The organism is Paraurantiacibacter namhicola (genome assembly GCF_001687545.1).
GTDB classification, from domain to species: domain Bacteria; phylum Pseudomonadota; class Alphaproteobacteria; order Sphingomonadales; family Sphingomonadaceae; genus Paraurantiacibacter; species Paraurantiacibacter namhicola.
On sequence record NZ_CP016545.1, the window covers coordinates 1,354,351 to 1,375,806 of the forward strand.

Here is a 21,456-nt window from a genome sequence, read left to right on the forward strand (position 1 = left end):
AGAGCTTGGCGGCCCGGAGCCAGCGCAGTCAGGCGCGGCGATCCGTGCCGGAGCCTGCATCAGGCTTGCGGTCCACGCTGCTTGCGAGACGCTTTGCCATACGCCGGTCGAGCGAGCGGCAGATGCCGAGCCACCAGTCGTAAGCCTTGCGGTCGCCGGCGAAGAAGGCCGCTTCCGCCTTGGCATGGGCATGCGATGCGGCAGCCAGGCCATGTTCTGCGAAGTGGCGCAGGCTGGCCCGCAGCAGTGCCTGGTCATTCAGGTCCACACCATTGTCATTCGCCGGACGCCCCGCAGCCCGCTTTGCCGCGCGGCGAGCGCCGCTGCGCGTAAGGCGCACGGCGTTTGCTTGGGGCGGGGCGGCGAAGCGGATGCTCATGTCTGGGTCTTGTCCTGATCGGCACGGGGCATGTCCCGGTGCGAAAGGGCTTCTGGCAGCACGGCGTGAAGCATTCCCTTGGACAAATGGTTTCCCAAATCTTTCAGCCCGCAGGACCCGCAGAAAAGCGCAATTTTTGCCAGCAAAATCATGGCCTTTTCAGCCATTGGCCGCTGCGTTCCAGCGCCGGGTTGACCGTACCGCCATCGGGCAGCTTGTCCCCCCGGAACAGCGCATCGCCGCCGCGCGCTTCCACGTCCGCTGTATAAGTGGGCGCGGCCCTTTGCGCGGGCACGGCGGCCCGGGCAGGCGCGGACGCGCTGCGGGTGGTGGAGGATGCTGCGGCATTCGGTGCGGCCTGCGCCTCGAACTGGCGGGCGAGCGCCAGCGGATCGGTGGGCCCGCTATCCGCGAATGCGGCGCTGCGCGACTTGGGCGCGGCCATGGGCTCCATCCCGCGATAGCGGACGTTGAAGGCTGACTTGCGCCCGGCAGCGCCGCGCCAGGTGTAGAAGGTGTGGAAGCCGATCGTGCCCACATTGTGCAGGCTGCTGGCCCAGTAGGGGTTCACCGCCAGCGTATGGTAATGCGTGGCCAGCCCCACAGGCGCGTAAATCCGGCCCGACAGTGCATCGGCAGCAACGCCGTAAGCCCGGCTCCAGCCGCCCGTTGAGGGCTTGCGCGCCAGCGCCCCGTCGCAAGTGAAGCTGAACTGGCAGCCCGTGCGCCGCTCACTGCCCTGGAAGACCACGCCGCAGACCGAATTGGGATAGCTGGGGTGCGACACGCGGTTAAGCACCACCTGGGCCACGGCGCGCTGGCCATCCAGGCTCTCGCTCGCCGCTTCGTAATACACCGCCATGGTCAGGCATCGCTGCGCGCGGGTGCGATCCGTACCACTGCCCGTGGCGATAAGGGCGCTGGCGATGGCCGAGGGTGCGGCGGAGAGGGCGGAGGTGCCCGCAGTATCCGCGCCGAAATCTTCGCTGGCATCGCGCAGCACGCCGGGCGCGAATTCGGGGGCGGAGAAATCCTCTTCCGCCAGATAGAAGAAGGCCGAACCCGGGAAGCTTTCGCCCGGCGTTTCAAACCCCATGGGCGATACCATGGCGGATTGTCCCACCAGTGCGTCAGCGTCGGCAAAGCCAAAGCCGGAGGGGGAGGCCGCCACGCTGGGCACTGCAATCACCAGGGACAGGGCGGCCACGCGGGATACGCCAGGCTTGCTCTTGCGCCGGGTTCCAATGCCGCGCCGCGCCCGGCGCACGCGGTACTGCGTCTCGCGCCGTTCCAGCCCGCCGCGCTGCGCCAGCAAGGCTGCGAGCGTTTCGGGGCAGGATGGGGTGGTCTGGGCCATTGCCGGTTGGATACATGCGCGCCAGCGGCCCGGCGCGCCCGGCGATTGCGCTGTCCCTTATCGGGACGGCGGCGGGCCGACCCTTAAACGTTACGATTTCTAATGTCGGATATTGCCTTGTCGCGTGACTGCGGCGGGATTACTGGGGCGATCGACGGCACGGGTTGCCCGGGTAACGCCGGGCCTAAGAGGGAAGGAGGTGCAAGACCTCCGCTGCCCCCGCAACTGTGACCGGCTAGTACTGGCCCAACATGCCACTGCATTCGTGCGGGAAGGCGGGTCAGCGCAGCGAGCCGGGAGCCAGGAGACCTGCCTGCGCCAGTCGTTCACGCCGCCGGGCGGGGTAAACCGGGGGTAAGGACAGGCGCGCCGCATGCCATTTGCATGCCCGTTCCGGTTCAGGACGACATTTCGTTCTGGACTGGAGAATTTATGCGTAAACATCTGTATTATTTGACTTCTGCTGCCGCCGTCATCTCGGCACCCGCCATGGCACAGGAGGCTGTCGAACCGGCCGGCGATGGCAGCGTCATCGTGGTTGCCGCGACTGGTGTGGCCGAGGATATCGAGACCACCGGCAAGGCCATTACCGTGCTGGACGAGCTGGAGATTGAAAGCGTGCAGGGCGGCGATATCGCCCGCGTGCTGCAGCGCGTGCCGGGCGTCACGCTGAACCGCAATGGCGGCGTGGGCTCCACATCCGCCGTTCGCATCCGGGGCAGCTCCAACGACCAGGTGCTGACGCTGATCGACGGCGTGCGCGTGGCGGACCCTTCCTCCATCGCCAACGGCTATGACTTCACGAATTTGCTGCCCGGTAATGTCGAGCGGATCGAAGTGCTGCGCGGCACCAACAGCACCATCTGGGGTAGCTCTGCCGTGGGCGGCGTGGTGCTGGTCACCACTGCGCGGCCCCGCACGGGCGGCTCCGTCAGCGTCGAATACGGCTCGCGCGATACGCTCTACCTGTCGGGTGATGCGGGCTATGCCGGCGATCGCTTCGGCATCACCGCCTATGGCAGCCTGTATGATACCGAAGGCTTCTCCGCCCTCGCGGCAGGAACGGAGAAGGACGGTTTCCGGCAGGAAGCATTCGGCGCGAACGGTTATGCCGCACTGTCCGACAGCCTGACCCTGCGCGCCAGCGTGCGCCATGCGGACAGCCTGGTGGATATCGACAATTTCGGCGACACGGCGGACACGCAGGATACGGACCAGACCTCGCTCAGCGTGTCGGCCGAGGCGATGGTGGACAATGTCGAGATCGTCGCGAGCTACTCCTTCGCCAAGACGGACCGCGTCAGCACCAGCATCTTCGGCCCCTTCATCGCCGATGGCAGCCTGAACCGCGTGGACCTGCGCACCCGCGCGCCCGTGGCGGCGGGTGTGACGCTGCATTCCGGCGGCTATTTCGAATGGACGGATTACCGCACCAATTTCGGTGGGGATGACAAGCTGGAGCGGCGCGGCGCCTATGCACAGCTGGACTACGATGCCGGCCCGCTGCACCTCGCCGCCGGGGCACGGCTGGACGATGGCACGCTGTTCGGCAGCGAAGTGACGCTGGGTGCAGATGCCAGCTATCGCTTCAGCGAGACGGTGCGCGCGCGCGCCAGCTTCGGCCAGGGGTACAAGGCGCCCAGCCTGTTCCAGCTGTATGACGCATTTAGCGGCAACCCGGCCCTGACGCCGGAAGAAAGCACCAATTTCGACTTCGGGCTGGACTTCGGCGAGCGCGGCGGGATGGCTTTCGGCGCGGTCACGCTGTTCTACCGCGATATCGAAAACCAGATCGACTTCGACCCCGGCACCTTCGTCTATTTCAACACCGGCCAGGCGCGCGCGCAGGGCGTGGAAGTGGAAGCGGGCTTCAACCCCGTGCCAAGGCTCGGCCTGCAGGCGGTCTATACCTTCCTCGACACGGAAAACCGCAGCGGCGCCAATGCCGGCAATGCGCTGGGCCGCCGCCCGCGCCATTCTGCAACGCTGGCGGCCGACTGGACGACGCCGCTGGCCGGCCTCGTGCTGGGCGCGGACCTGCGCATCGTGGGATCGAGCTTCGACAATGACGCCAACACCGTCCGATTGGACGGATACGAAGTGCTGGACCTGCGCGTCTCGCTGCCGGTCGGGAGCATTTTCGAGGTCTTCGGGCGGGTCGAGAATGTCTGGGACGAGGATTACCAGACCGCGGCCGGCTTCAACACTGCCGGGCGCGGTGTGTTTGGCGGGGTAAGGGCACGCTTCTGATGCGCATGGCGCTCCTCCTCCCATTCCTGCTTGCGGCATGTTCGCAGGGGGAGGAGCGCCCTGCTGCGCAGCGGACCGACGGCCTGCCGACCATCGTCAGCCTGAACCCCTGCACCGATGCCGTGCTGGCGGAAGTGGCCGAGCCGGGCCAGCTGCTGGCGATATCGCATTACAGCCAGGACCCCTCGTCCAGCTCCATGCCGCTCGATCTGGCGCGCAATTACCGCGTCACGGGCGGCACGGTCGAGGAGGTCATCGCGCTGGGCCCCGATATCGTCGTGGCAGGCGCCTTCCTGGCCCCGGCGACGCAGGCCGCCTTCCAGCGGCTGGGCATCCAGGTGGAGACCTTCGGCATCGTGTCGAGCCCGGCGGAAAGCGCGGAGCAGGTGGAGCGCCTGGCACGGATCGCGGGCAATCCGGCGGGTGGCGAGGCGCTGAACGCGCGGATTGCGGATTCGCTGGAAGCGGCGCGATGGGACGGTGAGGCGGTGCCTGCGCTGCTGTGGCAGCAGGGCGGTATCGTTGCGGGTGATGGCGCGCTGGTCAGCAACCTCCTGCTGCACGCAGGCTTCTCCAGCCATGCCGCCGCGCGCGGGCTGGGGCAGGGCGCTTACGTGCCGCTGGAGCGGGTACTGGCCGATCCGCCGGCGGTGGTCATCGCGGCGGGCGGGGAGCGGGCGCTGGCCCATCCGGCGCTGTCCGCAATGGAGGGCACGCAGTATGCGCGGCTGGACCCGGCGCTGACCTATTGCGGCGGCCCGACAATCATCCGCGCGGTAGAGGCGCTGGCACAAATCAGGCGGGACGTGGGATGAGCGGGCGGCTGAACCTCACCCTCCTGCTTGCGCTGGCCGTTGCCGTGCCGCTGTCGCTGCTGGCCGGGCGCGTTTGGATCGACCCGGGCAGCACGGCCAATGCAGCGGTCATCCTTGGCGAGCTGCGCCTGCCGCGCGCCGTACTGGCCATCGTGATAGGCGCAGGTCTGGGGGCGAGCGGCGCGGCCATGCAGGGATACTTGCGCAACCCGCTGGCCGACCCCGGCCTGTTCGGCATCGCCCCGGGCGCGGCCCTGGGCGCGGTGATGGCGCTGTGGTTCGGCTATGCCAGCGCGCCCGTGCTGGTCCCGCTGTTCGCGCTGGTGGGTGCGGGCGGGGCGATGGCGCTGCTGGCCCTGATCGCCGGGCGCACCGGAGGCATCGCGCTGTTCACTCTGGCGGGCCTCATGATCTCCAGCCTGGCGGGCGCGCTGACCAGCCTGGCCATCAGCCTTGCGCCCAACGCCTTTGCCATGAGCGAGATTGTGACATGGCTGTTCGGCGCGTTGACCGACCGCGGCTGGCCCGACGTTTGGCTGGCCGTACCGCTGACGCTGGCAGGCATCGCCGCGCTGATGCTGGCAGGTCGCAGCCTCGACGCGCTGACGCTGGGCGATGCGGCGGCGCGCAGCCTTGGCGTGCAACCGGGCAGGCTGGTCGCATTGCTGGTGGTGGGCATCGGCCTTGCCGTGGGCAGCGGCGTCGCGGTGGCGGGCATCGTTGGCTTTGTCGGCCTGATCGTCCCGCACCTCGTCCGCCCGCTGACAGACAAGCGGCCCGGATCGCTGATCGTACCGAGCGCGCTGGCAGGGGGCCTGCTGGTGCTGGTGGCGGATGTGATCTGCCGCGTGGTGCCGCTGGTGACGGAGCTGCGCCTCGGCATCGCGCTCAGCCTGATTGGCGCGCCCTTCTTCCTGATGCTGCTGCTGAAGATGCGGAGGGGCGCGGTATGAGCGAACTGCACGCCAAGGCACTGTCGCTGGCAGGCAGGCTGAGCGATGTCTCGGCCAGCTTCGCGCCGGGGACGATCACCGCCATCTGCGGCCCGAACGGCGCGGGCAAATCCACCCTGCTGCACATGCTGGCGGGCCTGCTGAAGCCCGACAGAGGCGAGGCTGCGCTGGACGGGCATAGCGTCAACGCCATGGAGCCGCAGGCACGTGCGCGGGCCATCGGTTTCCTGCCGCAGGATGCGGAAGTGGCCTGGGATGTCTCCGCCGCCAACCTCGTCGCGCTGGGTCGCCTGCCACACCGCCTGACGGGCCGCAGCGAGGATGCCGAAGCGATCCGCAGCGCCATGGAAACGGCGGATGTGGCCGCGCTGGCCCATCGGCCCATGTCCACGCTGAGCGGCGGGGAAAAGGCGCGCGTGCTGCTCGCCCGCGTGCTGGCTGGTAGGCCGCACTGGATCCTGGCCGACGAGCCGCTCGCCGCGCTCGACCTTGGCCAGCAGATCGCGCAGCTGCGCCATCTGCGCCGGATTGCCGATGGCGGCACGGGCATCGTGTTGGTGCTGCATGACCTGTCGCTGGCCATGAACCATGCGGACCGGGTTCTGGTGCTGGATGGCGGCGCGCTGGTGGCAGACGGCCCGCCCGCTCAGGCGCTGGACGCAGCCACAATCGCGCGCGTCTGGCAGGTCGATGCCAGCTGGATCGAGTACGGCGGAACCCACGCGCTGGCCATCGGTAATCAGGGCGATGGAGCCATTTGACGAAACGACGCGCGAGATCCTGCAGACCCGCTGGTTTTCGCTGACCCGGCATGAATTGCCCGATGCGGCCATGACGCGCGACTGGCCGGTGCATCTCGATCACTGCTTCCAGCGGATCCTGCTGGACAATGCCTGCCAGGGACCGTGGCGGGATCACATCGCGCCGCCCGCCTATCGCAACGCCAGCGACGACGTGCTGCTGGAGGCGATTGCGCTGGGCGAACTGGTGCTGGACGGCCAGCGCGACCTTGCCGAACTCAACCGCAAATCGCTGGCTTGGCGCGGCAAGCTTCGTGGTGATAAGGACGCCTGACGGGCGCGGGCCGGGACCGCGCCATAAGGGAGTCGCATCCACTATGGTTCGCAAGCTGGCATTGAGGCTGGGCATGGCCATGCTCGCCGTGTCCGCCACGACTGCTTTCGCCCAGGAAGGGCAGGGCTCCGATGGCGGGCAGAGCCAGGTGCAGATGTCACCGGCGGAGCTGTTTGCCTTTGCCGATGCGGCGCGCGACCGGGGCGATTACGCAACGGCGGAGCAGGCTTATCGCGCGCTGACCGGCCACCCCGAACCCAGCCTGCGCAACGAGGCGCGTTTCCGCCTGGCGCGCATGTATGCGGACCAGATGGGTCGCTATGCCGATGCCGCCGTCCTGCTGCGCGCGATCCTGGACGAACAGCCCGAAGCTTCGCCCGTGCGGCTGGAACTGGCCCGCGTGCTGGGACAGCTGGGCGATTTCTCCGGCGCGCGGCGGGAACTTCGCGCCGTGCAGACCGATACGCTGCCGCCCGAAGTGCAGCAGGTGGTGCGCTTCTACGCCAACGCGCTCGACGCCGCGAAGCCTTATGGCGCCAGCTTCGAAATCGCCTTCGCCCCCAGCACCAATATCAACCGCGCAACCGGGAACGAGACGCTGGAGACGGTGATCGGCGATTTCACGCTGAGCGAGGATGCGCAGGCGAAATCGGGCGTCGGCCTGTCCGGCAAGGCGCAGGTCTATGGCCGGCTCCCGCTGGGGGAGCGGGCGCAGGTGCTTGCGCGGATTTCCGCCGATGCGGATATCTACAGGCAGAAGGATTTCAACGACATCGCGCTGACCGCCCAGGTGGGGCCGGAACTGCGATCGGGCAGTGACCGGATCGCGCTGGCCGCGACCGCCACTTATCGCTGGTTCGGGATGGAGCCGTATAGCTTCAGCTATGGCCTCACCGGGAATTTCCGCCATCCCCTGTCGCCCACGTCCCAGCTGCGCGTGGATGCCACGGCGCTGCGGGAGGAGAATGAGCGCAACACGCTGCAATCCGGCGAGCGCTATGTCCTGTCCATCGGGCTCGACAAGGCATTCGACCAGAAAACCGGCGGTGGACTGCGCCTGAATGGGTCGCGCTTCGTCGCGGGCGATCCCGGCTTCTCGCTTGCCAGCGGCGGCATCAGCGCCTTTGCTTACCGCGAACTGGGCCGCACCACGGCGGTGCTGAATATCGGCTACAGCCGGCTGGAGGCGGACCGGCGCATCTTCCTCTACCCCCAGCGGCGCAAGGACGACCGGCTGACGACCAGCCTGTCCGGCACCTTCCGCCAGCTGACCTTCGGCCGCTTCGCGCCCCTGCTGCGCGTCAGATACGACCGCAACTGGTCGACCGTGGGGATCTATGACTTCAGCAGCCTGTCCGGAGAAGTGGGCGTAACGGCGGCGTTCTAACTCCGCGCAAGGTCAACCGCCGGTACCGACTGCCACGCCTTGCGCAGTCTCGCTCTTGTCCCGCGCAGCCTCGGCAGCTTCGCCAAGTGCCTGGGCATTGACGGAGACGAGTTTCGGGTCGCCGCCCGGCTCGTCCACCACCAGCCACAGCGCACCGAGGCGGAAGAAGCCGCCTTCGCCCGGCACGACGGACAGCTCGCGAAGGTCCAGCCCCGCGAGCGTATCGAGCATTTCGGGTGTGAAGGCTTCGTCGAAGGCCGCGTCCAGCGCCTCGCCCTCCAGCAGGCGCTGGTTGCCGTTTTCGTCGATGTAGAGCAGCGGAATGCCGACTTCGGAGAGCAGCGCCGCCTTGTCGCGCCGCGTGGCTGCATCGCGAAGGCGCTTCAGCACGCGGTCGAAACGGCTGGCCGAGGTATTGGTGGCGCAGGAAATTGCGCCGCCCGTGGCCATGTCATGCGCCCGGTCGAAATCTTCGTCGCGCGTGTCCTGTTTCTCCCACACCAGCAGCAAGCAATCTTCGCCGCCCTTGGCCTCTACGGCACGGGTCAGCGGGTCGGACTTGCCGCCTTTCGTGGCGGCGGTTTCCTGCGGCGCGGGCGTGTCGTCACCGGAATCGACAAATGCCCCGCACCCGGCAAGTACGGGTGCGAGGAGAAGGGCCAGAAAGGCCAGCGCCTGCTTAGGCAGAGCGATTGATTTCAGTGCGGAGTTCACGGGGGTCCTCATACGCCGCTTCTAGGAAGATGTTGACCCTCCTTTCGCTGCGATAGACGAGGCCCCGCGCCAGCGCGCCGCCGGCATTGTGATAGGCCAGTTCATCGGCGATTGCCTGGTAATCACCGGCCGAGATGGCCGCGTTCAGCTTCGGACTTTTGCCCGGCGAGACATTGCCTTCACCGACATTGTAAACGAGATCCACCAGCGCATCGAATTCGTGCTGGAACAGCGGCAAGTCGCCCACGAGCCGCGCCACGCCTGCCTCGGCAATGGCCAGGTCCTGCTCAAGGAATTCCAGCACCTGTTCTTCGGTCACACGGTCGCCCACACTCAACCCATCGCCCGGCTTGATCAGATGGCCCACGCCGACGGTCGGATAGCCCGCCACATCGCGATAGACGGTGTAGCGCACGCCCTCTTCCTCGATCATTGCGGCCTTCAGCTCGTCACTGGCTTTCATCAGCGCGGCGCTGGTCCGAATGTCGGGTGCGACGCGTTCAATGGCCTGCTGCATGTTTACCGACTGCTGCGTGCCGGGGACGGTTGCGGCAGTGGAAATGCCCATGATGCCGGCAGATGCGGCGAGCGCGATCTTGCGCTTGCGCATGCGGCCGGACAGGCGGCGGCGTCGGTTGCGCCAGCCGGTCTTCTTGCGCGCTTCCTGTTCTTCCTTCTGGCGACGAAGTGCTTCACGCTGCTTCAACTGGCGCGTCAGGCCCACCGCGTCCAGCTTGCGGATGTCCCGCTGAAGCTGTTCTGGCAGTGGTTCGCTCGTAATATCGTCGAAAGAGGGGAGGATGACGCGCTCCGGGTCGTTGGGAGATAGGTTCGCAGGTCCCTGTTGCGGGTGGACGGCCTCTTGCTGCCCACACCCACTAAACGGCTGGCGGCGGCAATCCTTTCCACGTCGCAGCCTTCGCAGGCCTCGACTCGTCGTTCATCGCAGCGAAATGCGCAGGATTTCCTCGTAGCGGGAGCCTTCGGGCGACAAATGGCTCTCGAACAGGGTAAAGTGTTCAACGTCCCACGGCGGCATTTCCAGCGTGGCATTCGCCGCAAGCCAGGACGCTGCGGGGCCGCTGGAGCGGTTGAGGCGCGCGGTGGTGACATGTGGCACGAACTTGCGCGCCTCCGCCTCCAGCCCCGCGCTGCGGCAGGCATGCTCCACCTGCCGGTGCAAGCGCAGCAGCGGCTCGCTCGGCTGCGCGCCCACCCACACGGCGCTGGGCATACCCTTGCGCTCGAAATGCCCGCTTCCTGCCAGCGTCAGCGTGAAGGGCACAGCGTCGATGCGTTGCAGGGCAAGAGCTAGGTCATCCGCCCGTTCGGCGCTCATCTCGCCGCAGAAGCGCAGGGTCAGGTGCAGCTGCTCGTCATCCTGCCAGCGCGCGTTCTCGATACCCTGCTGGATATCCATCAGCGCGTCGCGGATGGCGGGGGGAGGGCGAAGGCCGACGAAGAGGCGATGCATGGCGACACCTCTGGGCTTTCCCATGTTGCCCCGCAAGTCTCGCGCGCCAGAGCACGGCCTTGATCTGCAAACGTCCCTTGGTAATATGGCGCCCGTTACGCTGGCGGGATCCGGCATTTCGAGGGGTCGCAGACTATGAATACGGTTCGTTTCGCTTCGCGGGCATCTGCCTGCGCATTGGCACTCGCTTTGGCTGCTTGCGGCGGCGGTGGTGGCGGAGGCGGCGTTGGTTCGACGCCTGGCCCCATGCCGACACCTACGCCGACCCCGACCCCGACCCCGACACCCACGCCAACGCCCACCCCCACGCCGACGCCAACGCCGACGCCAACGCCAACGCCGACGCCCACCCCCACGCCAACCACGGCAAATGCGGACCTCATCGCCCCGCTGGTGAGCGAGAGCTTCACCAATGACGGTGCGCGCGCATCGGCGTCTTTCGACGCAGGCAATGGCCAGCAGGTTACCGGCACCGGCACGCAGGGCGCTGCGCCGGTCACCTTCTCCTACGATGCGGGCAGCAATTCCTACACGGTCACCGCCGGCGGCCTTAGCCAGACCTTCGGTTCCGGCACGCTGACGCAGCAGTCCCCCGCCGTGAACGTCTACACCGTCGTCAATGGCGCCACGACCGACACGCTGACCCTGACGCGGCCCGGCACCAGCGGGCGCTTCACTTACCAGTATGTCGGCGCAGGTTACTGGCAGCGGACCGTGCAGGGCGCCACCCGCGTGGACGGCACGCTCACCGGCTTCACCTACGGCGTGGAAACGCCCGATGCGGACCTGCCGCGCACCGGCACCGCCACCTACGCCATCGACCTGCTAGGCGCGCTGACCCAGTCGGGCGAGGAAGGCGTCCTGTCCATCAACGGCAGCGGATCGCTGGTGGCGAACTTCCTTTCCGGCGCGATCGACGTGAACGCGCGCTTCAAGTCCTTCCGCGCCGACGGCTCGGCCACCTCCAACTCCACGTTCGACGGCAATTTCAGCGCCAGTGCGCAGCTGTCCTCCACCGGCAACAGCTTTACCGGCACGGGCACGGCGGTGTCCTTCGGGACTTACACCGGCGCGTTCAACGGGCGGTTCTACGGCCCCACGGCAGGGGAAGTGGGCGCGGTCTTCTCCGGTCTGAACGAGAATGGCTACATCTTCTCCGCCGCCATCCTCGGCCGGCGTAGCGGCACGGGCACGACGCTCGCCACGCTGACATCGCCCACCACCTTCAAGACAGGGCTGGTGGCCGCGCTGTACACCGACACGGGCAGCGGCCTGGTGCTGGATACCGGCGCCATGACAGCGCAGCTGGACACGATCACCTACGATCCCACCACACAGAGTTACACTTTCCTCAGCTCGCCGGGCAATTTCGACTATTTCGGACGCGGTCAGTTCACCGTCGCCCCGAGCGACCGGGACGCCGCGCGCGATACGGCGGACTTCACCGCCTATGTCGGCGGCACGCCGGAGGACGAGCTGCAGGTGGATATCTTCAAGGGCCAGGTGAACGGCGTGGAGCTGACCTATTCCAGCTTCGCCCGCGTCACGGGCACCAAGAAGGACGCAGGCGGCAACATCATGCAGCAATCCTTCACCTTCGTCCCCTTCGGCATCCTGACCCCGCGCGACCAGATCCCGGTGGCGGGCACGGCCAACTATTCCGGCCGCATCTTCGGCTCCGGCCGCGATGCGAGCGGGCAGCTGGCTTACGAGCTGGGCGGCACCAGCACGCTGACCATCGACTTCGGCGCCTTCCGCGTGACCGGCTTCCTGATGCCCACCGGCCGCAGCCTGACCGGCGGCGCGGACATGGACTTCGGCAGCCTGGCGATCAGCGGATCGGTGGACAGCACGTTCAACGGCTTTTTCGGCACGATCGACGGCAATGGCTCGCAGACCATCACCGGCTGGTTCTACGGCCCCAGCGCCAACGAATACGGCGCAATCTGGAACGCCTTCAGCGGCGACGTCGCGCTGGACGGCGTGACGGTGGGGACCAAGGACTGAGGGTGAGGTAAGGGCGCTGGGCGGGCTGGCCGTGGTCAGCCTGCCTGCACCTCCTCGTCCGGCGCGGCATCAAGGTCCAGCGGCAGCTTGATTTCCCGCATGATGCGGTCCGTTTCCAGCAAGATTTTCACGATGTTCTGGTAATGGCCGATATCCTCATAGGATAGCGCACGGCCCTTGCGGTCCTTCAGCCATTTCTGCGCGGGCTGGTATCCGCCGATGTGGAAGTCCCACGCGGTCTGCGGCACGCCGTCGAAATACTGCACCTTGTTGATGTAAACGCGCCCGGCGTCCCACTTGGGATGCGCGGCGGCGACGGCATTGCGCTCGTCATCCTCCAGCTCCGACACGTCCTCCGGCATGAAGGGATAGGGCGCATCGCCGATGGCGCCAGGCTCCATCAGGTGCAGGCGGCGCAGCGCTTCGCCCTTTTCGCTGACATGGCGGAAGACTTCGGAGCTCGACGGATAGGGCACGCGCGGGAAGTCGATTTTCAGGAATTCGGCAAAGGTCTCGCGGTAATCGGGCGAGTGCAGCACGCCGTAGATATAATCGAACACCTTGACCTCCGACGGGCGCGCATCGCCGGTCGCCTTGCGGAAATCATCGTCCGGCCCAGCCTGATCGGCAGGATCGATTCCGGCGGCCTTGCAGACGGCGGCGTAAAGCTTGAGGTCGAAATTGACGGTGCGCTGCGTGGGCGCTTCGCTGTCCACCTGCTTGTCCGACCTGTCGGGATATCTATAGAGCGAGGCAAAATCATTTGCCTCTTTGATGCTCAATGAATGATGCTGAATTGGACAATCTAATGCTAGAGCGTCACTGAAAGGACGATCTTCTTCAATTCGCCTGTTAAACGATATTGCTATGTTCTCGTTGCGATAGTGTTGGCCGTCCACGACCTGACCGGTCACATGCAGCATGACCTCTTCTCGAGGCCAATCAGTCAGCTCCTGCCCGTAGAAGAAGAATCGGAAATCAAATGGGCGATAGGCGATTTTTTCGATCTTTTCCGAGACCTCGACCTCGCGCAAACCTGTTCTTGCGTCAGGAAGTTTCCATCCTCGTGTGTCACCCTTCGGATACTTTTTGCCGGACTTTCCCGAAAAAAACTTTTGGCGTAGCTGATCATCACTCAGTGATGGGTCGGTGAAATACTTAATTGTGTTCTGAAGCTCAGATTTTTCAAAAGCTACCGCCAAATCATCTCTGGCCGTGATTACGCCTTTGCTTGTCGTATAAAATAGCTCCTTCAAGTTGAAACCAGCGTCATAAGTTGAAGCGTGCGCGGCATTGAAAGGAACGAAAAAATAGTAAGGATGGAAGAGGTCCAGTTTCGTCCAGTTATCAGGATTATCAAAAACCTGGCCTGATCGCAGAACCTTATCTTTCGCAAGCCGAGTCCCCCAGAAGTCCCGATGATAGACCGATGTCTTCCTAGGCTCGATGCTCGCATCGCGTTTCTTGATCGCGATAATGATCGACACCCCTTGCTTTATGTCGAAAACATTTTTGTCGGGGCTGCCGGTCGGAGTTCGCTCACGCTTGTTCGAATTTCCATGTAGGTCAATTACATGGATCGCATCGAAGGTTGAAAGGAGGTGCCAACGCATCCCGCGGAAGGTGGGGTTGGACAAAAAACCGTTGTTCGAAATGAAAGCAAGTACGCCTTGCCCATTATCGGCAATCACTTTCTCCGATGTGCGAATGAATTTCACGTAGTCATCGAGTAGCCAATGTCGGCGTTCACCAAAGTGCTTACCATCGACGTACTTATAGTCCTCAATAAGACGGTTGCTGAATTCACTCTCCATGTTCTGCGAAACACCCGAATACGGCGGATTCCCGATCACGCACATGATCGGCGTCTGCCGTTTCACATCGCCCGCGCCGCGCGCTTCGTCGGCCAGCGCCTGTAGCGCGAAGAGGTCTTTCACCTCGCGCTCGGCGGGTTCCAGCGCGTTGGTCAGCCAGACGGAAAGGCGCGGGGGCCATTGCTTGCCGGTGGGCCAGTCTTCCGGCGGCTTGCCAGTATTGGGCACATAGCCGCTTTCGGTGAGTTGCATATCCAGCTTCATGTGACACATTGCATAGCTGGCCATCAGCAGTTCGAAACCATGCAGGCGCGGCAGCAGGTCGCGCTCGACATAGTTGGACCATGCGCCCGGCGCGCGCGACTTCACCCGATCGGCAATGGTCTGCACGGTCTTGGCAAGGAAGGTGCCAGTGCCCGTTGCAGGATCGAGGATTTGCACCCGGTGAACCTCGCGCTTGATCGTGCGCGGCTTGCCGGTTTTGGGATCATCCTGTCCTGTGTCCCAATCAACGGTTACTTTCTTTGTATCGGCCAGCCCGTCGGGAATATCGAATTCGGTCTTCAGCACATCGTCCACCGCACGCACGATGAAATCGACCACCGGTTCGGGCGTGTACCAGACCCCGCGCGCCTTACGCTTCTTCGGGTTATACTCCGCCAGGAACGTCTCGTAGAAATGGATGAAGGGGTCATTGCGCGCCGTGAACTTGCCGAAATCCTCGAACAGGTCATGCGGGCGACTGGCGCGGAGGACGTTCACTAGGTCTTCCACCGCGTAAATCAGCCACTCTGGCAAATCGAAGCCAACGATTGTTTGAAACAGGCCGCGAAGAAATGGGTTCGATTTGGGAAGGAGCTTCAAGGCCTCGTCGCGGCTAAAGTTCTCCGGCGTCTCGGTATCGTGCAGGCGTGCTGCGAACATGCCGTAGGTAATCGTTTCCGCGTAGAGATCGGCGAATTCTTCCGGCGTGAGGTTGGGCAGCAGGTTCTGTTTGAACACTTTGAATTGGCGGCCCAGCGTCGTCTGGAATTCCGGATCATCCTTCAGCGCGATATCGACTTCGCCTTTGATGATCGCTGCCTTGTTCGCCATCATCTCCGCAAGCCGCTTTGCACTGCGGATGCTGATAGGCTGTTCTTCGACAAATAGACGCAGGTATCGCTCAAGTTCTTCGAACTTTTCCGGCAGCGGCTGCAATCCGCCCAGGTCGCCCATAAAGTCGGCAATGGATGTGTGGTGGATCACCTCGCCTTCACGGATGAACTCGAAATCGACGCCGTTTGTGTAGATGAGGTTGTGATAGGCCGCTTCGTAACGCTTGCGCTGTTCGACGCTGTAGCCCTTCAGCTTCACCACATCCTTTGGCAGGTCCTTCGCTTCCGCCCACCCGAACGCCACGCCGTCGCGGTGAAACAGGAAGTCCGGCATGCCGCCTTCGCTGCGCTTGGGCTCGTTGATGACGCTGGCGGTCTCGTCGATACTTTCGAACAGGCGCTGGAGTGGCGCACGATAGCTGTGCTCCGTCGCATCGCCGCTTGCATGGATCCGGCTGATTTCTTCCAGATAACCGGCAATATCCACGTGCGACCGCTCCCCCTGCGAATTCTCTCACCCCCATCCTTCGCCAATCTCCCGCCGCTTGCCAAGCGCAATCGCGCTGGCCCCCTCTGGCAAAGGCGGAACCGGGTCCCCACCTTGTTCGCTCATTGGGCAGGGCTGCGCGGCGGCTGGCCCGGGGGGCGGCGTGTGCCGTCTTGACAGCAGCGAACGAAACCGGAACACGGCCCACTTATGGCACTTACCAAAATCTCCGTCCGCGGGGCGCGCGAGCATAACCTCAAGGGTATCGATATCGATCTGCCGCGCGATGCGCTGATCGTCATCACCGGCCTTTCGGGCAGCGGCAAGTCCTCGCTCGCTTTCGACACGATCTATGCCGAGGGGCAGCGGCGCTATGTCGAGAGCCTGTCGGCCTATGCGCGCCAGTTCCTGGAGATGATGCAGAAGCCCGATGTCGAGCATATCGACGGGCTTTCTCCCGCCATCTCCATCGAGCAGAAGACCACCAGCCGCAATCCGCGCTCCACCGTGGCGACGGTGACCGAGATTTACGATTACATGCGCCTGCTGTGGGCGCGGGTGGGCATTCCCTATTCGCCCGCCACGGGGGAGCCGATCGAGGCGCAGACCGTGTCCAACATGGTCGACCGGGTGATGGAACTGCCCGAAGGCACGCGGCTCTACCTGCTCGCCCCGGTGGTGCGCGGGCGCAAGGGCGAATACCGGCGCGAGCTGGCCGAATGGCAGAAGGCGGGCTTCACCCGCGTGCGCGTGGACGGCGAGATGTATCCGATCGAGGAAGCCCCCGCGCTCGACAAGAAGTTCAAGCACGATATCGAGGTGGTGGTGGACCGGCTGGCGGTGAAGAAGGGGCTGGAAACACGCCTCGCCGACAGTTTCGAGACCGCGCTGAAGCTGGCCGAGGGGCTGGCCTATGTGGACCTGGCGGACCTTGACCGAGTCCCAGCGCAGGCTGGGACCTCCCTCGGAGGCGCGCCAGGCTTGCAGGAGGTCCCAGCCTCCGCTGGGACTCAGGACGGGGGCAAGATGAAGGGCGCAGGCCTGCCCGCCAACCGCATCGTCTTCTCCGAAAAATTCGCCTGTCCGGTGAGCGGCTTCACCATCGAGGAGATCGAGCCGCGCCTGTTCTCCTTCAACGCCCCCCAAGGTGCCTGCTCCACCTGCGATGGCATTGGCGAAAAGCAGCTGTTCGACCCGCAGCTGGTCGTCCCGAACGAGGCGCTGACGCTGAAGAAGGGCGCAGTCGTGCCCTGGGCGAAGAGCAACCCGCCGAGCCCCTATTACATGCAGGTGCTCGGCAGCCTGGCGAAGGAATACGCTTTCGACCTCACCACCCCTTGGCAGGAGCTGTCGCAGGAACACCGCGACGTGATCCTCCACGGCACGAAGGGTAAGCGCGTGCCGCTCACCTTCAAGGACGGGCGCAAGCAATATACGGTCAACAAGCCGTTCGAGGGCGTCATCGGCAACCTCAACCGCCGCATGCTGCAAACCGAAAGCACCTGGATGCGCGAGGAGCTTGCCAAGTTCCAGACCGCGCAGCCCTGCGAAACCTGCGGCGGCAAGCGCCTCAATGAAAAGGCGCTGGCGGTGAAGGTCGCCGGCACGGACATCGCCACGCCCACGCAGATGAGCGTCGCGGCGGCGAAGGACTGGTTCCTCGCGCTCGATGCCAAGCTGGGCGACCAGCAGCAGCAGATCGCCAAGGCCATCCTGAAGGAAATCAACGAGCGGCTGGGCTTCCTCGACAATGTCGGCCTCGACTACCTGGAGCTCGACCGCACCTCCGGCACGCTGAGCGGCGGGGAGAGCCAGCGCATCCGCCTCGCCAGCCAGATCGGCAGCGGGCTTTCCGGCGTGCTCTACGTGCTCGACGAGCCCAGCATCGGCCTCCACCAACGCGACAACGACCGGCTGCTGGAAACGCTGAAACGCCTGCGCGACCTCGGCAACACCGTGATCGTGGTGGAGCATGACGAGGATGCCATCCGCCAGGCGGACCATGTGGTCGACCTTGGGCCCGGCGCGGGCGTGCGCGGGGGCGAGGTGGTGGCGCAGGGCACGCTGAAACAGGTGCTGCGCAGCAAGAAGTCGCTCACCGCCGACTACCTCACCGGCCGCCGCGAGATCGCCGTCCCGGCCAAGCGCCGCAAGGGCAACGGGCACAAGCTCACCGTCCACGGCGCGCGGGCGAACAATCTGCAGGACGTGACCGCCAGCATCCCGCTTGGCACCTTCACCTGCATCACCGGCGTCTCCGGCTCGGGCAAGTCGAGCTTCACCATCGACACGCTCTACGCCTCCGCCGCGCGCACGCTCAACAACGCCCGCGTGGTGGCGGGCGCGCACGACAAGGTCACCGGCCTCGAATATTGCGACAAGGTGATCGAGATCGACCAGTCGCCCATCGGCCGCACGCCGCGCAGCAACCCCGCCACCTACACCGGCGCCTTCACCCAGATCCGCGACTGGTTCGCGGGCCTGCCCGAAGCTCAGGCGCGCGGTTACAAGCCCGGCCGCTTCAGCTTCAACGTCAAGGGCGGCCGCTGCGAGGCGTGCCAGGGCGACGGCCTGATCAAGATCGAGATGCACTTCCTGCCCGACGTCTACGTCACCTGCGAGGAATGCGGCGGCAAACGCTACAACCGCGAAACGCTGGAGGTGAAGTTCAAGGGCCACTCCATCGCCGACGTGCTGGACATGACGATCGAGGATGCGGAAGGCTTCTTCAAGGCCGTCCCCCCCATCCGCGACAAGATGCACATGCTGAACGAGGTTGGGCTCGGCTACGTGAAGGTCGGCCAGCAGGCCACCACGCTATCTGGCGGGGAGGCGCAGCGCGTGAAGCTCGCCAAGGAACTCAGCAAGCGCAGCACCGGCCAGACGCTGTATATCCTGGACGAGCCGACCACCGGCTTGCATTTCGAGGACGTGCGCAAGCTGCTCGAAGTGCTGCACCGGCTGGTGGACCAGGGGAACAGCGTGGTGGTGATCGAGCACAATCTGGATGTGATCAAGACGGCTGACTGGATCCTGGACCTTGGGCCGGATGGCGGTGTGCGGGGCGGGGAGATTGTTGCTGAGGGAACTCCGGAGGCGGTTGCCGGGGTGAGCGGGAGTTATACTGGGCGGTATCTCAAGCCGATGTTGGAGCGGTAGCGAGAGGGGCGCGCCGAGTGAAACTGGTTCCTGTTGACAAGCAGCAGAACCCGAAGCTTCGCAAATGCATTGTGGGCCGGTTATGTGGGCAGGCTGCGAAACAAAATCAGTGCCCTTGGTAGCCACAGACGTTGTTGACTTAGTTGCGCCCCGGTTCTCACTGGGCGTACGCGGACATGTTGATGAATGTGCAATCGTGCGCACGTCACTAGGGTAACCGTGCGATTACTCGTTCTTGTTGAGTTCCATCCGTAAGTGTATCTACTTGTTTCTTAAAAAACTGTCCGGTGCGATGCGATGCCGTAAGAAAATATACCATTTGCATATCCGCATTTAGATTATGCTCTTTTAGCCTTAGCCTCAAGCGAATGGTTTCTGGGCCGATGTAAAATGAACGTGCCTTGATAGCCTGTTCTGAAGGGTCATTTGGCTCTGGCGGTAATTCAATCGTTTGGTTAAAAGTGGTTCGTACTTCCCTTTCCAGCAACTGCTGAGTTTGCAGCCGAGATGCAATCCGAGAATTAAGCGAAGTCTCTAGCTTGGCAAACCTCCCTAAATCGATGCTTCCAGCGTTCTGACTTTCAATCGAAGTGTTGACCTCAGAAATTCTGGTGATCTGAATCTTATCAAGAAATTGAAATTCAATAGACTTTTTCTGCCCCGCATTGATCTCGTCAATATATCTCCATTCTTTGTCTGGAACGTGCGAGTCCTCTAGTATTTCTATGCCCTGCAAGTAGAATATTGAACCTCTGAAGAGGGGCAGCCAAGGGATACCGGTTTTCGCAATTTCTACTTCGTCGAATTCCATTGCTCTCGCGGCCTCTGCGCGCGCATGGGCGATCTCAACGGCAGGTCCCAGTTCTTCAATTTGCGACTTGTCGATTACGCGAACGTAATTCAAAATTTGTAATGCACCGATGGCTTCGTGTTTACTCGCCTCGCCGGTCAGCATTATTGCTTTTAGCCGAGGCGCTTTCTTCAGCATCCGCTCATAGAGTTCAGTTCCAGACATTTGCGGCATGCGCTGGTCGAGGACAACTATCGCGATTGGATGCGCATCCAATAGGCTGAGCGCTTCATCCGGATTTGAGACACCAATAGAATTAAGACCAGTCTTGGTTTTTATCAGCTTCGCATAATCTTCTGCTAAGCCTTGCAGATCATCAACGCACAGGACTCTAATATCGTTCATCGAGCTTTCATCCTCACTAATACTGTCAGAATTCCTTCTTTTTTCTGTACCCGAAACTGTAGATCACCCACTAATAGTGGGTCCAAGAAGGCTCGCACGATAGCAATTCCTAATCCTTCGTTTGACTTATGGGGCTTGCTGGACACGCCGCGATCTTCAAAATTTCGCGGAGGAGTCTCATTGAAGTGATTGCTGATTTCTATCCGAAGTTCACCATCGACTTCTTTTCCGGTCACTTTTATTTCACCGCCGTCTGGCGAAGCCTCGACAGCGTTTTCTATCAAGGGCATCAACGTGGCGATTGCGTAGTAATCCGCTACAGCCGAGACAGACACCGGAACATTAAGCTGAAGGCCCAAGTCCTTTCCTGAATCGGAAGTGTAGATCCTAATTGCCTTTCGTACGCTTTCGTTGAAATCAAGATGATCCGTGTCAGATCCCGGCGAGTAGTCCACAGATAAAGACCGAAATGAATTGAGGTAATAATAGCAAAGCTGGGTAGCATTATTTATTCTTTGGGATGCTTCGAGTGGATCAAGTACGTTTGCTTCCAACAAAGCTGAGGCAGTGTCCAAACGCGAAAGTGGCGTTTTCAAGGCATGATTTATATCACGAGCTAAGTCTTTTTGGACCTGCTCATGAGTATCTCTATCATTTAATGACCTGGCAGTATTCTGGGAAGGCTGATCAAGCAGTTCATATAGCTTTGCCGACAGGCGAGCATTTTCATTTCGTAAACCTGTTAGCTCATGAATATAGCTGCGAACTTGAAGGTCGAAGGGGTCGTCTTCCACTGACGCTGAGCGCGGTAATGAGAGTGCTTGCTGATTAGCAGAGTCGGCAGCTATTTTTCTCATCAACCATCTGATTTCTTCGATCTCAAACTGCGTGTTTTTCCGCGTTCGAAGGATCAAATAGCCTGAGAAGAACGCCGAAAATGCGGCGAGAGCCGCCGCCAAGAATGTGAGAGTTTGGATTTCATCAAGCACACGTGTCTCCTTGAGCGCCAAGTCCTATAGAAAATGAATTTGATTGAAGGTCAATCGCATCAAAGGTTCGAGTTCCGATCCACGCCAGCAGGCAAGCGGATTTGGCTTCATGCGCAAGTTTGTCTGAATTTAAGAACGAGCGGTAGTGAAGCGGATGCGGGACCTTCGCGTTCCTACCGCGCACCGAGTTGCCTCACTGGGCAGGACTTTTGTATCTTGCGCACAAGATGCACGTCATATTCGGAGTTCCGGGGGCAGGGAGTTTCGGGGGCAGTATACTAAATTTCTCACCCCTTTTGCGAAGC

Annotated in this window: 17 protein-coding genes and 1 riboswitch; of the genes, 8 read left to right on the forward strand and 9 right to left on the reverse strand. The window is 63.0% G+C overall.

Features of this window, described 5'->3' with window-relative positions; translation table 11 throughout:
- Positions 1 to 28: 28 nt before the first annotated feature.
- From A6F65_RS06625 to A6F65_RS06630, 3 genes are read right to left on the reverse strand one after another with little or no spacing between them, the layout of a single operon-like run.
- Positions 29 to 379: a hypothetical protein gene (locus A6F65_RS06625; protein WP_067787049.1), complete on the reverse strand. Its 351-nt coding sequence runs from the start codon at positions 377 to 379 to the stop codon at positions 29 to 31.
- Positions 376 to 546, reverse strand: coding sequence for a hypothetical protein (locus tag A6F65_RS12875; RefSeq protein ID WP_157093078.1), 171 nt, complete (start codon positions 544 to 546; stop codon positions 376 to 378). Before A6F65_RS12875 ends, A6F65_RS06625 begins: the two co-directional genes overlap by 4 nt.
- On the reverse strand, positions 528 to 1,736 hold the full coding sequence (locus A6F65_RS06630; protein ID WP_237164779.1) for a cell wall hydrolase: 1,209 nt from the start codon (positions 1,734 to 1,736) through the stop codon (positions 528 to 530). The genes A6F65_RS12875 and A6F65_RS06630 overlap by 19 nt, the downstream gene beginning before the upstream one ends.
- Positions 1,737 to 1,880: 144 nt before the next feature.
- Positions 1,881 to 2,068: riboswitch (cobalamin riboswitch) on the forward strand.
- A 157-nt stretch (positions 2,069 to 2,225) separates the two neighbouring features.
- Between A6F65_RS06630 and A6F65_RS06635 the strand changes: the two genes are divergently transcribed.
- Genes A6F65_RS06635 through A6F65_RS06660 form a run of 6 tightly spaced genes read left to right on the forward strand, consistent with a single transcriptional unit; the run spans position 2,226 to position 8,215 of the window.
- A complete protein-coding gene (locus A6F65_RS06635) occupies positions 2,226 to 3,986 on the forward strand; it encodes a TonB-dependent receptor plug domain-containing protein (RefSeq protein ID WP_169817012.1) in 1,761 nt (586 codons plus the stop codon).
- 5 nt (positions 3,987 to 3,991) lie between these two features.
- Complete coding sequence (locus tag A6F65_RS06640) at positions 3,992 to 4,801, forward strand: ABC transporter substrate-binding protein (protein WP_157093168.1); 810 nt, start codon at positions 3,992 to 3,994, stop codon at positions 4,799 to 4,801.
- Positions 4,798 to 5,754, forward strand: a complete 957-nt coding sequence (locus A6F65_RS06645; RefSeq protein WP_067787056.1) for a FecCD family ABC transporter permease — start codon at positions 4,798 to 4,800, stop codon at positions 5,752 to 5,754. Before A6F65_RS06640 ends, A6F65_RS06645 begins: the two co-directional genes overlap by 4 nt.
- A complete protein-coding gene (locus A6F65_RS06650) occupies positions 5,751 to 6,515 on the forward strand; it encodes an ABC transporter ATP-binding protein (RefSeq protein WP_067787058.1) in 765 nt (254 codons plus the stop codon). The genes A6F65_RS06645 and A6F65_RS06650 overlap by 4 nt, the downstream gene beginning before the upstream one ends.
- Positions 6,502 to 6,828 (forward strand): GCN5-related N-acetyltransferase, encoded by a 327-nt coding sequence (locus A6F65_RS06655; protein ID WP_067787060.1) that lies wholly within the window; start codon positions 6,502 to 6,504, stop codon positions 6,826 to 6,828. The genes A6F65_RS06650 and A6F65_RS06655 overlap by 14 nt, the downstream gene beginning before the upstream one ends.
- Positions 6,829 to 6,871: 43 nt before the next feature.
- Positions 6,872 to 8,215 (forward strand): surface lipoprotein assembly modifier, encoded by a 1,344-nt coding sequence (locus A6F65_RS06660; RefSeq protein ID WP_157093079.1) that lies wholly within the window; start codon positions 6,872 to 6,874, stop codon positions 8,213 to 8,215.
- Between the two features lie 12 nt (positions 8,216 to 8,227).
- Here A6F65_RS06660 and A6F65_RS06665 read toward each other — a convergent pair whose 3' ends face one another.
- The 3 genes from A6F65_RS06665 to thpR form a co-directional block, all read right to left on the reverse strand.
- Positions 8,228 to 8,929: a hypothetical protein gene (locus tag A6F65_RS06665; protein ID WP_205631864.1), complete on the reverse strand. Its 702-nt coding sequence runs from the start codon at positions 8,927 to 8,929 to the stop codon at positions 8,228 to 8,230.
- The gene (locus A6F65_RS06670; RefSeq protein ID WP_237164780.1) at positions 8,895 to 9,635 is read right to left on the reverse strand and encodes a lysozyme; all 741 of its coding nucleotides are present in this window, start codon (positions 9,633 to 9,635) and stop codon (positions 8,895 to 8,897) included. Before A6F65_RS06670 ends, A6F65_RS06665 begins: the two co-directional genes overlap by 35 nt.
- A gap of 234 nt (positions 9,636 to 9,869) precedes the next feature.
- Positions 9,870 to 10,403 (reverse strand): RNA 2',3'-cyclic phosphodiesterase, encoded by a 534-nt coding sequence (gene thpR, locus A6F65_RS06675; RefSeq protein WP_067787068.1) that lies wholly within the window; start codon positions 10,401 to 10,403, stop codon positions 9,870 to 9,872.
- Between the two features lie 246 nt (positions 10,404 to 10,649).
- Here thpR and A6F65_RS13115 point away from each other — a divergent pair, with 246 nt between their 5' ends.
- Entirely contained in the window at positions 10,650 to 12,410 is a 1,761-nt protein-coding gene (locus A6F65_RS13115) for a transferrin-binding protein-like solute binding protein (RefSeq protein ID WP_205631865.1), read from the forward strand.
- A 35-nt stretch (positions 12,411 to 12,445) separates the two neighbouring features.
- On the opposite strand, the gene A6F65_RS06685 is transcribed toward A6F65_RS13115, so the two are convergent.
- Positions 12,446 to 15,808 carry a type ISP restriction/modification enzyme gene (locus A6F65_RS06685; protein WP_067787072.1) on the reverse strand — a complete coding sequence of 1,121 codons (3,363 nt, stop codon included), beginning with the start codon at positions 15,806 to 15,808 and terminating at the stop codon, positions 12,446 to 12,448.
- A 210-nt stretch (positions 15,809 to 16,018) separates the two neighbouring features.
- Here A6F65_RS06685 and uvrA point away from each other — a divergent pair, with 210 nt between their 5' ends.
- Entirely contained in the window at positions 16,019 to 18,967 is a 2,949-nt protein-coding gene (gene uvrA, locus A6F65_RS06690) for an excinuclease ABC subunit UvrA (RefSeq protein ID WP_067787074.1), read from the forward strand.
- 208 nt (positions 18,968 to 19,175) lie between these two features.
- On the opposite strand, the gene A6F65_RS06695 is transcribed toward uvrA, so the two are convergent.
- Positions 19,176 to 20,162: a response regulator gene (locus A6F65_RS06695; RefSeq protein WP_067787076.1), complete on the reverse strand. Its 987-nt coding sequence runs from the start codon at positions 20,160 to 20,162 to the stop codon at positions 19,176 to 19,178.
- Positions 20,159 to 21,151 carry a sensor histidine kinase gene (locus tag A6F65_RS12710; protein ID WP_157093080.1) on the reverse strand — a complete coding sequence of 331 codons (993 nt, stop codon included), beginning with the start codon at positions 21,149 to 21,151 and terminating at the stop codon, positions 20,159 to 20,161. Before A6F65_RS12710 ends, A6F65_RS06695 begins: the two co-directional genes overlap by 4 nt.
- Between the last annotated feature and the right edge of the window lie 305 nt (positions 21,152 to 21,456).

Coding starts and splice junctions, on each gene's coding strand:
- A6F65_RS12875 (WP_157093078.1), bottom strand. CDS start 546: ATGGCTGAAAAGGCCATGATTTTGCTGGCAAAAATTGCGCTTTTCTGC.
- A6F65_RS06630 (WP_237164779.1), bottom strand. CDS start 1,736: ATGGCCCAGACCACCCCATCCTGCCCCGAAACGCTCGCAGCCTTGCTG.
- A6F65_RS06650 (WP_067787058.1), top strand. CDS start 5,751: ATGAGCGAACTGCACGCCAAGGCACTGTCGCTGGCAGGCAGGCTGAGC.
- A6F65_RS13115 (WP_205631865.1), top strand. CDS start 10,650: ATGCCGACACCTACGCCGACCCCGACCCCGACCCCGACACCCACGCCA.
- A6F65_RS06625 (WP_067787049.1), bottom strand. CDS start 379: ATGAGCATCCGCTTCGCCGCCCCGCCCCAAGCAAACGCCGTGCGCCTT.
- A6F65_RS06695 (WP_067787076.1), bottom strand. CDS start 20,162: ATGAACGATATTAGAGTCCTGTGCGTTGATGATCTGCAAGGCTTAGCA.
- A6F65_RS06640 (WP_157093168.1), top strand. CDS start 3,992: ATGGCGCTCCTCCTCCCATTCCTGCTTGCGGCATGTTCGCAGGGGGAG.
- A6F65_RS06655 (WP_067787060.1), top strand. CDS start 6,502: ATGGAGCCATTTGACGAAACGACGCGCGAGATCCTGCAGACCCGCTGG.
- A6F65_RS06660 (WP_157093079.1), top strand. CDS start 6,872: ATGGTTCGCAAGCTGGCATTGAGGCTGGGCATGGCCATGCTCGCCGTG.
- uvrA (WP_067787074.1), top strand. CDS start 16,019: ATGGCACTTACCAAAATCTCCGTCCGCGGGGCGCGCGAGCATAACCTC.
- thpR (WP_067787068.1), bottom strand. CDS start 10,403: ATGCATCGCCTCTTCGTCGGCCTTCGCCCTCCCCCCGCCATCCGCGAC.
- A6F65_RS06635 (WP_169817012.1), top strand. CDS start 2,226: ATGGCACAGGAGGCTGTCGAACCGGCCGGCGATGGCAGCGTCATCGTG.
- A6F65_RS06645 (WP_067787056.1), top strand. CDS start 4,798: ATGAGCGGGCGGCTGAACCTCACCCTCCTGCTTGCGCTGGCCGTTGCC.